The following is a 14,593-nucleotide window of genomic DNA, read 5'->3' as shown; positions in this document are numbered from 1 at the left end:
CACGCATGGCCGGGTCCCCGGTCGTGCGTCGGGCTGGCGCGGTAGAATCGCTCCATGCCCATATTTTTCCAGATCTCTTTCCCATGAAGCGCTGGCTCGCACGCCTGTTCGGTGCCGTGCCCGCAGGGCCTGTCGACCACTCTCCCTCCCCGTCTACCTTGCCGCCGTCCGATGCCGTGACCGCGCCGATCGCTCACGAGCAGCCCGCGCCTGACCTTGACCTCGCGTTTTTCCATTGGCTGGCCGGTCCTCACGTGACGGGTGCAGCAGGCGACGAAACCCTGGTGCTCGACGAACTGGCGCGGCTCGTGCGCGACCCGCACACCGCAAGCACGCTCGTGCCGCGCGTGCCGGCCGTGATCCCGCAAGTGCTGCGCAGCCTGCGCAGTGACGCCGCCTCATCGGCCGACCTGGCGCGCCAGGTGGCGCAGGACGCCGTGCTGGTGGCGGAAGTCCTCCGCGAAGTCAACAGCCCGTACTACCAGCCAAGTTCGCCAGTGCACAACCTGGAAGGCGCGCTGCTGCTGCTTGGCCAGAACGGCCTGCGCATGCTGCTGGCGCGGGTGGCGTTTCGCCGGATTATCAGCCTGCAGACCAGCCGCCTGGCGCGCCTCGTCGCGCCGCAATTGTGGAATCAGTCCGAAAAATGCGCGCAGGCGGCCAGCCTGCTGGCGCCCAGCCACGGGGCCGATCCGTTCGAAGCGTATCTGGCGGGGCTGATGCACAATGTCGGCCTGGTGGTGGCGCTGCGCGTGATCGATGGACTGCTGCCCACCGGCGGTTTGCCAGACAGTGATGCCTTCGGCCTGCGCCTGGTGCATGCCGCGCGCCTGATCTCCGCCGGGATTGCCGGCCAGTGGGAACTTCCGCCGGCCATCGGCCACGCCATTGCGCATCTGGGCGACGCCGCGACCGTGTCCACCAGTCTGCCCGCTGCGCTCGGCGAGGCCGACCGCCTTGCCAAGCTGCACATGCTGGCCGGGGGCGGCCAGCCGGTATTCGTGGGCGCCGCGGCAGCCTTGCCGGCAGGCCTGCGCCAGGTCTACGATACCTTCAACGACACCGACAACACCAACCGGCAGGACACCTGAATGCCCTTTCCCATCGAAGAAAAACTCGTGATCGGCGTTGCTTCCAGCGCGCTGTTCGACCTGTCCGACTCGCATCAGGTGTATCTGGACGAGGGCCCGGAAGCCTACCGCAGCCACCAGGCGCGCCAGCGCGACGTGATCCTGGCGCGCGGCGTCGCGTTCCCGTTCATCCGGCGTTTCCTGAGCATCAACCGGTGCTTTCCGCAACAGGCGCCCGTCGAAGTGGTGCTGTTCTCGCGCAATTCGCCCGAAACGGGCCTGCGCGTGATGCGCTCGATCGCCCACTACGGCCTGGACATCTCGCGCGCCGTGTTCATGAGCGGTAAATCACCCTACCCGTACCTGCCCGCGTTCAACACGGCCCTGTTCCTGTCCGCGAACGAAGAGGACGTCAAGAGCGCCATTGCGGTCGATTACCCGGCCGGTCTCGTGCTGCCGTCCGCGATCGCCGACGAAGAAGACGACATCGAGCTGCGGGTGGCATTTGACTTCGACGGCGTCATCGCCGACGATGAATCCGAGACGGTCTACAAGCGCAACAACGACCTGGGCGAGTTCCACGCCCACGAAACCCTGCACATGGCGCGCCCGCACCAGCCTGGCCCGCTGGCCCGGATGTTTCGCAAGCTGGCCATGCTGCAGCAGCTGGAACACGACGCACAGCAGGCCGACCCGGACTACCGCCGCATCGTGCGTATTGCCATCATCACGGCGCGCAGCGCGCCGGCGCACGAGCGCGTCGTGACGACGCTGGGCAGCTGGGGCGTGTCGGCCGACGAGACGTTCTTTCTGGGCGGGATGGACAAGGCGCGCGTGCTGTCGGTGTTCAAGCCGCACATCTTTTTTGATGACCAGCTCACGCATCTCAAATCCGGCCCGGGCGGCACGATCCCGATGGTGCACGTACCGTTCGGCGTTGCGAACCGGCGCGTTGTCGAACGCACGGACACAATTCCCTAGAGCCGCGGCAGCGCCATCAGGCGGTCGAGTTCCGGCTGCATCGCCTTCGCCCAGATCGCATAGCCCGCTTCGTTCGGATGCAGCAGGTCGGGCATGATCGTCTTGCTCAGCGTGCCAGCCGGCGTCAGGAATGCGCGGTTCACATCCAGGAACACGACCCGGTTGCCATCGGCCAGCGCCGGCAACTGCGCATTGATTGCTTCGTTGGTGCGCCGCAGTGGGCTCTCGGGCGTCGCATCGCGCGGGAAGATCGCCACCAGCAGGATGCGCGTGCGCGGCAGGCGTTGCTTGATCTCGTCGAGATTGCGGCGAATGCCCGCCACGGTACTGGCCGGGAAATCGCCGCGCAGGCCCGTGTTGTTGGTCCCGATCATCAGCACCGCCACCTTCGGATCGAGACCGTCGACGGCGCCATTCTGCAATCGCCACAACACGTTTTCGGTGCGGTCGCCCCCAAAGCCGAGGTCCAGCGCATCAAACTTCGCATAGTGCGTCTGCCAGACGGGCGCCCCTTCCTTTTCCCAGCCCTGCGTGATCGAGTCGCCGATGAAGACCAGTTGCGGGCTGCGCGCTTCGCGCACCATCTGCTGTGCCTCGTCCAGTTTCTGGCGATGGCGGGGCAACCACCAGTCGATCGACCAGGCTTCGTCGAGCTTGGCGGGCGTGACGGCCACGGTGCGCCAATCTGCGCATGCCGTGTTGGGCGTGCCGCCCGCTGCAATGGCCACGTTGGCGATGCTGACCTGGCCGCTGCCCGTGCCTTCCAGCGCAAACGGCCTGGCGACCTGCGAGAAATCGTCGCCATCGCGCGCGAAGCACGACAGCGCCAGCACGACGCGCTGCCAGCCCTTGCCCTGCGCGGCGCGCCCCGGAAGCACGTACGGCACCTGGCGTTCGCAGGATGGACCGCACCCGACCTTGACCATGAGGCCACCGGCGTCGAGCGCATCGACCTTCAGGTCGAACGCCAGCGTGCCGCGCGCCAGGAATGGCCGCAGGTCCCGCGGCGCCGTTTGCAGCGCCACGCCGCTTTTCCAGATCTTGCGCCATTGCAGCGTGAGCGCCGCGCCGCCCTCGGTCCGTTTGCTGCGCACAAGTTCAATGGCGCTGTCCGGGAAGGTCGTGCGCAGCGCGGCGTCAGCGGTGACCTTTTCGCCATCCAGCCGGTGCGTGGTATCGGGCGCCAGCGCCAGGATGGCGACACCGGGTCGCGGCGTATCGCCCAGCAGGACCACCGGCGCTGGCGGCATCGCACTGGCTGCTCCGCTCAGCAGGTATGAAACAAGCATTGGCAAGGCCGTGTAGACAGGGCGCATCGTATCTCCATTGTTTTTATGTTAGCGCAATCATGCCCGTGATTCAGTTTCAGGACAAGCCGCCGCTCTCCACGCGGCGCGGCGGGCGGACACGCCTTCGACTATAATTGGCGACCACTTTCCAGCGCATTTTTCACGGATATCTCAAGCACGCGGCATGCCTTTCGACCTCGAGAAACACCTCCCCAAAGCAGGCCATCGTTTCGTCCTGCCGCTCCTTCACGGTTCGTCCGACGCCTATGCGCTGGCGGTTGCCGCCCTTGCTCTCAAGGCCCAGGGCCAGATGCTCACCGTCGTCGTGGCCAATGCCAGCGACGGCCAGCGGCTGCTCGATGAAATCCCGTGGTTCGCCGATGGCAAGCTGGCCTGCCACCTGCTGCCGGACTGGGAAACGCTGCCGTACGATGCGTTCTCGCCGCACCAGGACCTGGTGTCCGAACGCCTCGCCACGCTGCACGAGATCCGCAACGGCCAGTGCGATGTGCTGATGGTGCCTGCGACCACGGCGCTGGTGCGCCTGGCGCCGCCGTCGTTCCTGGCGGCCTATACCTTCTTCTTCCGCCAGGGCGAGCGCCTCGACGAAGCACGCCTCAAGGCGCAGCTGACGCTGGCCGGCTACACGCATGTGTCGCAGGTGATGTCGCCGGGCGAGTACTCGGTGCGCGGCGGCCTGATCGACCTGTTCCCGATGGGTTCCGCCCTGCCCTACCGGCTTGACCTGTTTGGCGACGAGATCGAATCGATCCGCACGTTCGACGCCGACACCCAGCGCTCGCTGTACCCGGTGCGCGAAGTGCGCCTGCTGCCAGGCCGCGAATTTCCGATGGACGAAGCGGCGAGAACCGGCTTTCGCGGCCGCTGGCGCGAACGCTTCGAGGGCGATCCGTCACGCTCGCCGATTTACCGCGACATCGGCAACGGCATCGCCGCTGCCGGTATCGAGTACTACCTGCCGCTGTTCTTCGACTCGACCTCGACGCTGCTGGATTACCTGCCGGACGGCGCATCGCTGGCACTGGTCGGCGATATCGAAGGCGCGATCAACCGCTTCTGGATGGACACCGAGTCGCGCTACCGCTTCCTGAAAAGCGACCGTGAGCGCCCGATCCTCGAGCCGACCGAACTGTTCCTGAGCACCGAGCAGTTCTTCACCTGCATCAAGCCGCACGGCCGCTGGAACATCGCGCGCGACCCGCTGGCACCTGCATCCGAACTGTCGGCGCCGATTCCCGATGTTGCCGTCAACCGCCGCCTGGACGATCCGCTGGCCAGCCTGCGCACCTATCTGTCACGCAGCGACACGCGCGTGATGATCTGCGCCGATTCGGCCGGCCGGCGCGAAACGCTGCAGCAGTACTTCAGCGAATACCGGCTGGATCTGACGCCGGTCGAAGGCTTCGAGGGCTTCCGCGCCAGCGACGCCCGCCTTGCGCTGGGCGTGGCGCCACTGCAGGCTGGCTTCGAGCTGCTCGATGCGGGCGCCGGCCACCTGGTGTTCATCACCGAGACCGAGCTGTATGCCGGTTCGGGCCGGCGCGCCGGCAAGAAGAAACAGGAAGCGACGAGCCAGGTCGAGTCGATGGTGCGCGACCTGTCCGAGCTCAAGATCGGCGATCCGGTTGTGCACATCAACCACGGCATCGGGCGCTACATGGGTCTGACCAGCATGGACCTGGGCGAAGGCGAGACCGAGTTCCTGCACCTGGAATACGCGAAGGACACAAAGCTGTACGTGCCGGTCTCGCAGTTGCACGTCATCGCCCGCTACTCGGGCACGGCGGCCGAAGACGCGCCGCTGCATTCGCTCGGCTCGGGCCAGTGGGAAAAGGCCAAGCGCAAGGCGGCCGAGCAGGTGCGCGATACGGCTGCCGAACTCCTGAACCTGTACGCGCGGCGCGCGCTGCGCCAGGGTCACGCGTTCGAATATTCGAACGTCGACTACGAAAACTTCTCGCAGAGCTTCGGCTTCGAAGAGACGCCCGACCAGGCCGAGGCGATCCACAACGTCATCAAGGATATGACGTCTGGCCGCCCAATGGACCGGCTGGTGTGCGGTGACGTCGGCTTCGGCAAGACCGAGGTCGCGCTGCGCGCGGCGTTCATCGCCGTCATGGGCGGCAAGCAGGTCGCGATCCTTGCGCCGACAACGCTGCTGGCCGAGCAGCATGCGCAGACCTTCGCCGACCGCTTTGCCGACTGGCCCGTGAAGATCGCCGAGCTGTCGCGTTTCCGCACCGGCAAGGAGATCAACAATGCGATCAAGGGCATGGCCGACGGCACGCTCGACATCGTGATCGGCACCCACAAGCTGCTCTCGCCGGATGTGAAATTCACGCGCCTGGGCCTCGTGATCATCGACGAAGAGCACCGCTTTGGCGTGCGCCAGAAAGAAGCGTTGAAGTCGTTGCGCGCCGAAGTCGACGTGCTGACGCTGACCGCGACGCCGATCCCGCGCACGCTGGGCATGGCGCTGGAAGGCTTGCGCGACTTTTCGATCATCGCCACCGCGCCGCAAAAGCGCCTGGCGATCAAAACTTTCGTACGGAGCGAAGACGGCTCGATCATCCGCGAAGCCTGCCTGCGTGAACTCAAGCGCGGCGGCCAGATCTACTTCCTGCACAACGAAGTCGATACCATCGAAAACCGCCGTGCAATGCTGCAGGAGCTGCTGCCCGAGGCCCGCATCGGCGTGGCCCACGGCCAGATGCACGAGCGCGACCTCGAAAAAGTCATGCGCGACTTCGTGGCGCAGCGTTTCAACATCCTGCTGTGCACGACCATCATCGAGACCGGCATCGACGTGCCGACCGCGAACACCATCATCATGCACCGCGCCGACAAGTTCGGCCTGGCGCAGCTGCACCAGCTGCGCGGGCGCGTGGGCCGCTCGCACCACCAGGCGTATGCCTACCTCCTGGTGAGCGACGTGCAGAACCTGACCAAGCAATCGCAGCGCCGCCTGGACGCCATCCAGCAGATGGAAGAACTGGGCAGCGGCTTTTACCTGGCCATGCACGATCTGGAAATCCGGGGTGCGGGCGAAGTCCTGGGCGAAAACCAGTCCGGCGAGATGCTGGAGATCGGCTTCCAGCTGTATTCGGACATGCTCAACGAGGCGGTGCGCTCGCTCAAGGCCGGCAAGGAACCCGACCTGGCCGCACCGCTGTCGTCGACCACCGAGATCAATCTGCACGTGCCCGCCCTGCTCCCGGCCGATTACTGCGGCGATGTGCACGAGCGCCTGTCGATCTACAAGCGTCTGGCCAATTGCGAAAGTGCGGATCGCATCGACAGCATGCAGGAAGAGCTGATCGACCGCTTCGGCAAGCTGCCCGAGCCCGTGAAGGCGCTGGTTGAGACGCACCGGCTGCGCATCGCCGCCAAGGCCGTGGGCATCGTCAAGATCGACGCCCACGGCGAAGCGGCCAGCCTGCAGTTCATGGAAAAGCCGCCGATCGATCCAATCAGGATCATCACGCTGATCCAGAAGAACCGCCACGTCAAGCTGGCCGGCCAGGACAAGCTGCGCATCACGGCCAGCATGCCCGACCTGTCGGCGCGCGTGAACCAGATCAAACAGACCATCAAACAACTACTCGCATGAACACGACGATGAATCTGGTGCTGCAAGGCCCACAGGCCGACCAGGCCACGCTGGCACGCCTGGCGCAACTGGCCAATCCGCAGCGCACTATGGGCCTGGGCGCGCATGCGTTGCGCTGCGAAGGCGTGACATTCGACGCCGAGCTGAAACAGCGCATCGACGCTGCTACGTTCGAGGCTGGCGTGGACGCGACCTTCATCGCCCCCGGCCGCTCGCTGGCCGATGTGCGCCTGGTGGCGATGGACATGGATTCGACGCTGATCACCATCGAGTGCATCGACGAAATCGCCGACATGCAGGGCCTCAAGCCGCAGGTGTCCGAGATTACCGAGGCAGCGATGCGGGGCGAACTCGATTTCTCGGAAAGCCTCAGGCGCCGCGTGGCCCTGCTGGCGGGGCTGGACGCGGGCGCGCTGCAACGGGTGTATGACGAGCGCCTGCGCATCTCGCCGGGTGGCGAGGCGATGCTGCAAGCCGTGCAGGCGGCCGGCATCAGGACGCTGCTGGTGTCGGGCGGGTTCACGTTCTTTACCGAGCGTCTCGGCGCGCGCCTCGGGCTCGACTACACGCACGCGAACGTGCTCGAGATCGCAGATGGCAAGCTGACTGGCCGCGTCGTCGGCGGGATCGTCGATGCGGAAGAAAAGAAACGTACCGTCGAACGCGTTTGCGCTGAACTGGGCATCTCGCCATCGCAGGCGGTCGTGATGGGCGACGGCGCCAACGACCTCGCCATGATGAGCGTTGCCGGACTGTCGGTGGCGTTTCGCGCCAAGCCGGTCGTGCGCGCGCAGGCCGATGTGGCGTTGAACTTTTCCGGGCTGGATGGGTTGCTGACGATTCTGGCCTGATGGCTGACCACGCTATGTACCGGTAGTTTGCAAGCTGTAACAGCGTGTAAAACCGTGCGCCGCCTTGTCCGCAAGCTCGTATGATGGCTTGATCAGGAGGAGCGCCATGAAAAATCTTGCCATCATTATCGTGTCTCTGGGCGCGCTGGCCGGTTGCGCCGCGCCAGGCCCCTACTACAGCAATCAAGGTTATGCCCAACCGGCAGATCCGAGCCAGTGGCGTGTCGTGTCCGTGACGCCCGTGCCGATCGGCACCGGTGCACGTGTGGCATCGTCGGGTGGCAGCACCGTCACCTCGACGCCCGTGCCTGCGACCAGCTATTCGACGCCGTACTATACGCCGCAGCAGCCGGTGTATGTCCAGCAGCAACCCGTGTATATCCAGCAGCAGCCGGTCTACGTACCGCAGCCAGTGTATGTCGAACAGCCGAACTACTGGTATCCGCCGATCTCGATCGGACTGGGCTTCGACTTTGGCCGCAGCAGCTGGCGCGGCCATCGCGGTCGAGGCTGGGGCGGGCATATCGGGTCGCATTTCCCGTACCGCAGATAATGCACAACGAAGCCGGCTGATGCCGGCTTTTTTTATGCATCAATACTGGTGACTTTGCTCTTTTGGGCCAGAAACACGATCAGCACAAGCGAGCCGATGAAGGGAATGAGAATAAGAAGCTGCCACCAGCCACTTCTGCCGGTGTCATGCAGCCGACGAGAGGCGCTGGACAGGGACGGAATAAGCAGTGCTACCAGCCCGATGAAATTAATGACGTCAGGCGAGAAGTACAGTAGAACCGTGACAAGCACGTTGAACAGATAAAACCACCAGAACTCGGACCTGACAGCGGTACCACTAAAATCCGCGTACTTCTTCAAACAGCGAATGACTGCAGTAGACATGTTCATCGAGTTGGCATTTTTCGTTCTATTTGACGAGGAATCAATTGAGCGCCCGTTGGACCGGCACAGTTCATACGCTGCCCGTCATCGGTGCTCAAGCAGATAAAGTCAGTACATGGCCGAATCTGACACTCGACTCACTATATCAGGCGGCGAGCAACGAAAACGCGCAGACTGTCACAGTGGTTGAAAAGAAAAGCGGGGGTTATCGATTCTGATTCTGGCCGGATGCTCGGCGATCAATTTGCAAACAGATCGTGCGAATCGAGAATGGCCCATGCGATCTCGGGCCGCATGTTCAGGCAGCGCCGCACTGCAGCCGGCACGGATTGCCGCACCTTCTTGCACAGACCGGGCCGGTCTTCGAGCACGATCACAATGCCACGCACGCTGCGCACTTCATTTGGCCCCGGCGCGATGTGCAGCGTCGCGCCAATGTTCTTGTGGATCAGTCCCTGCACGTGCTGCAGGTCGGCGTAACTGTCGACGCGCTCGATCCGCTCGATCAGCTTGAGCTCTTGCTGGCGCGTGATCATCAGTGGTCGCTGATCCAAGTGAGGATCGGCCAGGACGCGCGCCCGGTCGCAGACGCAGGCACCCGGTGGGCACTCGACGCGCAGGGGCACGGCGACAGGCTGCGGCCCTGGGTTCTGGCCCGGCTCTGACTGGACGGCGGTGGATGAGTTCACTCGGACAGCACGGTGACGTTTGGACCCGCTGATTCTACCCCCCCCAGTCGCCCGATGGAGCAACTTCATGCGCCATCAGTTCGAGCGCATTGGGCACGGCCGCGCCCTCGGCTGTATTGTCGAAGATGCACCACACCGTGCGCCCCGCCGCGACCTCGCAATCGATGCGGCTGCGCCAGCGGACGATCTCGTCAGCCGGATACGCGGAATAATAGATACGCGGCGCGCCGTGCAGGCGCACGTAGACGTGGGTATCGCTCGTCGGCTCGTGCTCACCGGGCTGGCCGGCAGCAGGATCCGCGATGACGCGTACTACGCCGCACTCGCGCAGCGTCGCCGTGGCAGATTCCGAAAACCAGCTGGGGTGACGCGCTTCGAACGCAATGCTGCACCCGAAACGTTCACGCACCTGTCCGAAGAATGCATGCGCCAGCACGTCGTCGAAACCGAAACGCGGCGGCAGCTGAACCAGCAGGCAGCCCAGCTTGTCGCCCAGCATGCCGGCTTCGCCCTGGAAACGGTCAAGCAGCGCATCGACATCACGCAACCTGGCGTCATGCGTGATCGCGCGTGGCACCTTGACCGCGAAGCGGAAGTGTTCGGGCACGCTGGCGGCCCAGCGCGCATAGGTTTCGGGCTTGTGCGGCCGGTAGAACGATGAATTGATTTCCACCGCAGGGAACACGGCGGCATAGCGCTCAAGGTGGCTACCCTCTGCCGGAAACGCGGCGAAGTCCTTGCTCCCAAGGCTCCAGCCGGCGCAGCCGACCAGGGGGCTGCCGGGGGTATTCTGCTCAGGCATACGATCGTCTCATTTGTATTATTGCAACCATTCTAGCGAGCCGGGGCAGCGGGCGGCGCATGGCAGCGTGCAGGCGACGTCAAGGCGGAGCCCCGCTTACAATAAGGGCATCGTATCGAACGGAGGAAGCCAGCATGACCGAACCAACCCACATCGTTTGCCCGCACTGCGACGCCGTCAACCGCATGCCGCACTCGCGCCTGCAGGACGCGCCCACCTGCGGCAAATGCGCGCAGCCGCTGTTCACGGGACGTCCGCTGGACGTCGACAGTGCGCGCTTCGAGCGCCACATCGGCCGCAACGATATTCCCGTGCTGGTGGACTTCTGGGCCGAATGGTGCGGCCCATGCAAGATGATGGCGCCGGCGTATGCCCAGGCGGCCGGGCAACTCGAGCCCGCCGTACGCCTGCTGAAAGTGGACACCGAGCGTGCGCAGGATCTGTCGGCGCGCTTTGCGATCCGCAGCATCCCGACGCTGGCGCTGTTCAAGGGCGGCCGTGAAATCGCGCGTCAGTCCGGCGCGATGGATGCGGTGCGCCTGAGCGCCTGGATACGCCAGCACACTGGGTAAAGCGGCGCGGTAGCGACCGCTGATGGTGCTGCTACAATGGCAACAAAGGGGGTTGTCCCCGCACGAGGAGACGGTATGTCGCAAGAACTGATTCTGGAACGAGGCGTCGAAGACAACAAGCACTGGGCGCGCATCCTGTATGTGATCCATGCGCTGACGTTCTTCTTTTCGCTCGGCATGCTGTCGATCGTGCCGGTGATCGTCAACTACATCAAGCGCCCGGACACGGCCGGTACGATGGTCTACACCCACCACACGTGGATGATCCGCTCGTTCTGGTGGTACGTGGTGTGGATGGCGGTTGGCGCGGTGCTGTTCGCCACCATCATCGGCATTCCCGCCGCGTGGGTGGTGTGGCCCGTGGCGTGGATCTGGAAAGCGTATCGCCTGATCCGCGGCTTCATCGATCTGAACAACAACCGCGCGATGCCGGTGTAAAAAAATGGGGCCAGCGGCCCCATTTTCATGTCATAACGCGTTGAAGGCCTGGGCCAGATCGGCGATCAGGTCGGCCGGGTCTTCCAGACCCACATTGAAGCGCACCAGTACCCCGCCCTCCCACTGATCGCGCAAGCTGTTGATCCGGTACGGCATCACGAGGCTGTTGGGTCCGCCCCAGCTGTAGCCGATGCCGAACAGGGTCAGCGCATCGACCATGCGATCGACCTGCGCCTCGTTCAATCGTGCGTCGAACACCACCGAGAACAAGCCACCTGCCCCGGTAAAATCGCGCTGCCAGAACGCATGGCCCGGGCAATCCTCGAATGCCGGATGCAGCACCTTCGCGATCTCGGGCCGTGCCTTGAACCAGGCGGCCAGTTCGCGCGCGCTGGCGTCGTGCCGCTCGAAGCGCATCTTCATCGTCGGCAAGCCGCGCTGCACCAGATACGCATCGTCCGGGCTCACGCCCAGGCCCAGGCGCATGTGCGCCAGCGCCAGCCGGTCGTTCAGCGCGCGGTCGCGCGTGATCACGGCGCCCATCAACAGGTCGGCGCCGCCCGACTGGTACTTGGTCAGCGCATGCATGACGATGTCCGCGCCCAGATCGAACCCGCGCAGCGCGAGGCCGGCCGACCACGTGTTATCGAGCGCCACCAGCACGCCCCGTTCGTGCGCCGCGTGGCACAGGGCCGGCAGATCGGGCACTTCCATCGACACCGAGCCCGGCGCCTCGGCCCACAGCAGCTTGGTGTTCGGCTGGATCAGCGCAGCGATGCCGGCGCCGATCATCGGATTGTAATAGCGTGCAGTGACGCCGAAATCCGCGCTGAGCCAGCGGCCCAGTTCACGGTTCGGGTTGTAGACGTTCTCGGGCAACAGCACATCGTCGCCGCTTTTGAGCAGCGCGAAGTCGACCATCGCGATCGCCGCCAGGCCCGACGGCGTGAGCAGGCAATGGTTGCCGCCCTCGATCTCGGCCAGCTTGCCTTCCAGCGTGAACGTGGTCGGCGTGCCATGCAAGCCGTAGGTGTAGGCGGTCTTGTCTGTCCAATGGCTCGCGCGCATCGCCGCCGTGTTCGCAAACAGCACGGTCGACGCGCGGTGCGTCGCCGGCGGGAAGGCGTCGAACCCCGCCGGTGCGACATAGTCGCTATGGACCAGCGTGGTCTGGATCGACTTGGCGCTCATGGGCTCAGCCGCTTAGACGGGATTGGCCCACAGGTCGTGCGCATCGGCCTTCGTGATGACGACATCGGCGAACTGGCCGACGACCAGTTTGCTCTTGCCCGGCACGAGTGGCCGCTTGATGTGCACGACGCCGTCGATCTCGGGCGCATCGGCGCTCGAACGGCCGATCGCTTCGCGCGCGCCCACTTCGTCGATCAGTACGCGCAGCGTCTTGCCGACCTTGGCCTGCAGGCGCTTGGCCGAGATCTCTTCTTGCAGGAGCATGACGCGCGCGCGGCGCTCTTCACGTACTTCTTCCGGCACCGGGTTCTCGAGCAGGTTGGCCGTCGCGCCTTCGACCGGCGAATAGGCAAAGCAGCCCAGGCGATCGATCTGCGCTTCTTTCAGGAAGTCGAGAAGATACTCGAATTCGGCCTCGGTCTCGCCCGGGAAGCCGGCGATGAAGGTCGAACGGATCGTCAGGTCCGGATTCATCGAACGCCATTTCAGGATGCGCTCGAGGTTGCGCTCGCCGCTGGCCGGGCGCTTCATGCGCTTTAAGACATCCGGGTGCGCGTGCTGCATTGGAATGTCGAGGTATGGCAGCACGTGGCCATCGCCCATGAACGGGATCGCATGGTCGACGTGCGGGTATGGGTAGACGTAATGCAGGCGCACCCAGGCGTCGTACTGGCGCGCGAGCTGGCCCAGCGCTTCGACCAGCTGCGTCATGTGCGTCTTGATCGGGCGGCCATTCCAGAAGCCGGTGCGGAACTTGACGTCCACGCCGTAGGCACTGGTGTCCTGCGAGATCACGAGCAGTTCCTTGACGCCCGACTTGAACAGGTTCTCGGCTTCGACCAGCACTTCGTCGATGCGGCGCGAGACCAGGTCGCCGCGCATCGACGGGATGATGCAGAAGCTGCAGCGGTGGTTGCAGCCCTCGGAAATCTTCAGGTAGGCGTAATGCTTCGGCGTGAGTTTCACGCCGTGGTCCGGCACCAGGTCGATGAACGGATCGTGCGGCTTTGGCAGGTGCAGGTGGACCGAGTCCATCACCTCGGCCAGCGCATGCGGACCGGTCACGGCCAGCACCTTCGGGTGCACCTTGGTGATGATGTCGTCGCCGGCAGCATCCTTCTTGGCGCCCAGGCAGCCGGTGACAATCACCTTGCCGTTTTCGGCGAGCGCTTCGCCGATGGCGTCGAGCGACTCCTGCACGGCAGCATCGATGAAGCCACAGGTGTTGACGATCACGAGATCCGCCCCGTCGTACGAGTTGGCGGTTTGATAGCCCTCGGCGCGCAACTGGGTCAGGATCTGCTCGGAATCGACCAGCGCTTTCGGGCAGCCAAGCGAGACAAAGCCGACCTTCGGCGCAATCACGCCGGGCATGGGCGCCGGAATGATGACGCCAGGCGCCTTGGCTGCGGCAGCCAGGCTGCTAGAGTTGGCGGAAGGACTACGACGAAGTTCAGTCATGGGCAGCGGAAAAGTGTTTGGGCAATCCGCGATTGTACCTGAACCGGGCCTCGAAGGTGAGGCCCTGCTGCCCGAATACCGGGTGGTTTATTTCTTGTCCGTCGGCGGGGGCGTCATGCCCGGGAACGGGAACACGCCGAACATCGCCTTGCTCTGGCTTTGCATCTGTTCCTGCATCTGGATGAACAGGTTCTTGCTCTGGTCGATGTAGTTGTTCATCATGCCCTGCATCATCGGGCCCTGGACGTTCATGAACTGGGTCCACATCTCCGGACTGAACGGCTTGCCCTCGATCGCGCCGGCGGCGTTGCTGGTGAACTTGTTCTGGATGTCGGTGAACGCCTGGACGTTCTTTTCCAGGTACGAGCCCATCATGCCCTGCATCGCATGGCCGTAATAGCGGATGATCTGCGCCAGCACCGAGCTCGAGAACATCGGCACGCCATTCGCTTCTTCTTCGAGGATGATCTGAAGCAGGATCGCGCGGGTCAGGTCTTCGCTGCTCTTGGCGTCGACCACCGTGAAATCGTCAGCGTCGAGCACCAATTGCTTGACGTCCGACAGCGTAATGTAGGAACTGGTCTGCGTGTCGTACAGGCGACGGTTGGGGTATTTCTTGATCAGGCGTTCTGCACTCTTCTTCACACTGCTCATCTCTGGTTCCATGGTCTGCGGCGCCGCTTCATGAGCCGCGCACTTATGATTATTCTGGCCAGCGTGG

14 protein-coding genes are annotated in these 14,593 nt (G+C 64.2%); 7 read left to right on the top strand and 7 right to left on the bottom strand.

Annotation, left to right across the window (positions count from 1 at the left end):
- The first annotated feature begins 83 nt into the window (after positions 1 to 83).
- Entirely contained in the window at positions 84 to 1,091 is a 1,008-nt protein-coding gene (locus AC56LV_RS04070; protein WP_499556154.1) for an HDOD domain-containing protein, read from the top strand.
- On the top strand, positions 1,092 to 2,051 hold the full coding sequence (locus AC56LV_RS04065; protein WP_499556153.1) for a 5'-nucleotidase: 960 nt from the start codon (positions 1,092 to 1,094) through the stop codon (positions 2,049 to 2,051).
- Here the strand turns inward: AC56LV_RS04065 and AC56LV_RS04060 are convergent.
- Entirely contained in the window at positions 2,048 to 3,367 is a 1,320-nt protein-coding gene (locus AC56LV_RS04060; protein ID WP_499556152.1) for a GDSL-type esterase/lipase family protein, read from the bottom strand. The genes AC56LV_RS04065 and AC56LV_RS04060 overlap by 4 nt on opposite strands.
- Before the next feature lie 157 nt (positions 3,368 to 3,524).
- Between AC56LV_RS04060 and mfd the strand changes: the two genes are divergently transcribed.
- From mfd to AC56LV_RS04045, 3 genes are all read left to right on the top strand, one after another.
- Positions 3,525 to 6,971: a transcription-repair coupling factor gene (gene mfd / locus AC56LV_RS04055; RefSeq protein ID WP_499556151.1), complete on the top strand. Its 3,447-nt coding sequence runs from the start codon at positions 3,525 to 3,527 to the stop codon at positions 6,969 to 6,971.
- The gene (gene serB / locus AC56LV_RS04050; RefSeq protein WP_499556150.1) at positions 6,968 to 7,822 is read left to right on the top strand and encodes a phosphoserine phosphatase SerB; all 855 of its coding nucleotides are present in this window, start codon (positions 6,968 to 6,970) and stop codon (positions 7,820 to 7,822) included. The genes mfd and serB overlap by 4 nt, the downstream gene beginning before the upstream one ends.
- Positions 7,823 to 7,928: 106 nt before the next feature.
- A complete protein-coding gene (locus tag AC56LV_RS04045) occupies positions 7,929 to 8,375 on the top strand; it encodes a hypothetical protein (RefSeq protein WP_499556149.1) in 447 nt (148 codons plus the stop codon).
- Between the two features lie 32 nt (positions 8,376 to 8,407).
- Here the strand turns inward: AC56LV_RS04045 and AC56LV_RS04040 are convergent, their stop codons facing one another.
- From AC56LV_RS04040 to AC56LV_RS04030, 3 genes are all read right to left on the bottom strand, one after another.
- On the bottom strand, positions 8,408 to 8,725 hold the full coding sequence (locus AC56LV_RS04040) for a DUF805 domain-containing protein (protein WP_499556148.1): 318 nt from the start codon (positions 8,723 to 8,725) through the stop codon (positions 8,408 to 8,410).
- A 233-nt stretch (positions 8,726 to 8,958) separates the two neighbouring features.
- A complete protein-coding gene (locus tag AC56LV_RS04035; RefSeq protein ID WP_499556147.1) occupies positions 8,959 to 9,273 on the bottom strand; it encodes a hypothetical protein in 315 nt (104 codons plus the stop codon).
- A 169-nt stretch (positions 9,274 to 9,442) separates the two neighbouring features.
- A complete protein-coding gene (locus AC56LV_RS04030; RefSeq protein WP_499556146.1) occupies positions 9,443 to 10,210 on the bottom strand; it encodes a DUF72 domain-containing protein in 768 nt (255 codons plus the stop codon).
- A gap of 134 nt (positions 10,211 to 10,344) precedes the next feature.
- On the opposite strand from AC56LV_RS04030, the gene trxC reads away from it, so the two are divergent.
- Together trxC and AC56LV_RS04020 are read left to right on the top strand one after the other, a co-directional pair.
- Positions 10,345 to 10,782, top strand: a complete 438-nt coding sequence (trxC, locus tag AC56LV_RS04025) for a thioredoxin TrxC (protein ID WP_499556145.1) — start codon at positions 10,345 to 10,347, stop codon at positions 10,780 to 10,782.
- 75 nt (positions 10,783 to 10,857) lie between these two features.
- Positions 10,858 to 11,220 carry a DUF4870 family protein gene (locus tag AC56LV_RS04020; RefSeq protein ID WP_499453473.1) on the top strand — a complete coding sequence of 121 codons (363 nt, stop codon included), beginning with the start codon at positions 10,858 to 10,860 and terminating at the stop codon, positions 11,218 to 11,220.
- A 30-nt stretch (positions 11,221 to 11,250) separates the two neighbouring features.
- Here the strand turns inward: AC56LV_RS04020 and AC56LV_RS04015 are convergent, their stop codons facing one another.
- From AC56LV_RS04015 to phaR, 3 genes are all read right to left on the bottom strand, one after another.
- A complete protein-coding gene (locus AC56LV_RS04015) occupies positions 11,251 to 12,411 on the bottom strand; it encodes a cystathionine beta-lyase (protein ID WP_499556144.1) in 1,161 nt (386 codons plus the stop codon).
- Positions 12,412 to 12,423: 12 nt separating this feature from the next.
- Complete coding sequence (gene rimO, locus AC56LV_RS04010; protein WP_499456746.1) at positions 12,424 to 13,785, bottom strand: 30S ribosomal protein S12 methylthiotransferase RimO; 1,362 nt, start codon at positions 13,783 to 13,785, stop codon at positions 12,424 to 12,426.
- Positions 13,786 to 13,959: 174 nt separating this feature from the next.
- Complete coding sequence (gene phaR, locus AC56LV_RS04005; protein ID WP_499556143.1) at positions 13,960 to 14,526, bottom strand: polyhydroxyalkanoate synthesis repressor PhaR; 567 nt, start codon at positions 14,524 to 14,526, stop codon at positions 13,960 to 13,962.
- Positions 14,527 to 14,593: the final 67 nt, after the last annotated feature.

The organism is Telluria sp. RB2R28 (assembly GCF_059685835.1).
This window is presented reverse-complemented; position numbering and strand designations above follow the sequence as displayed.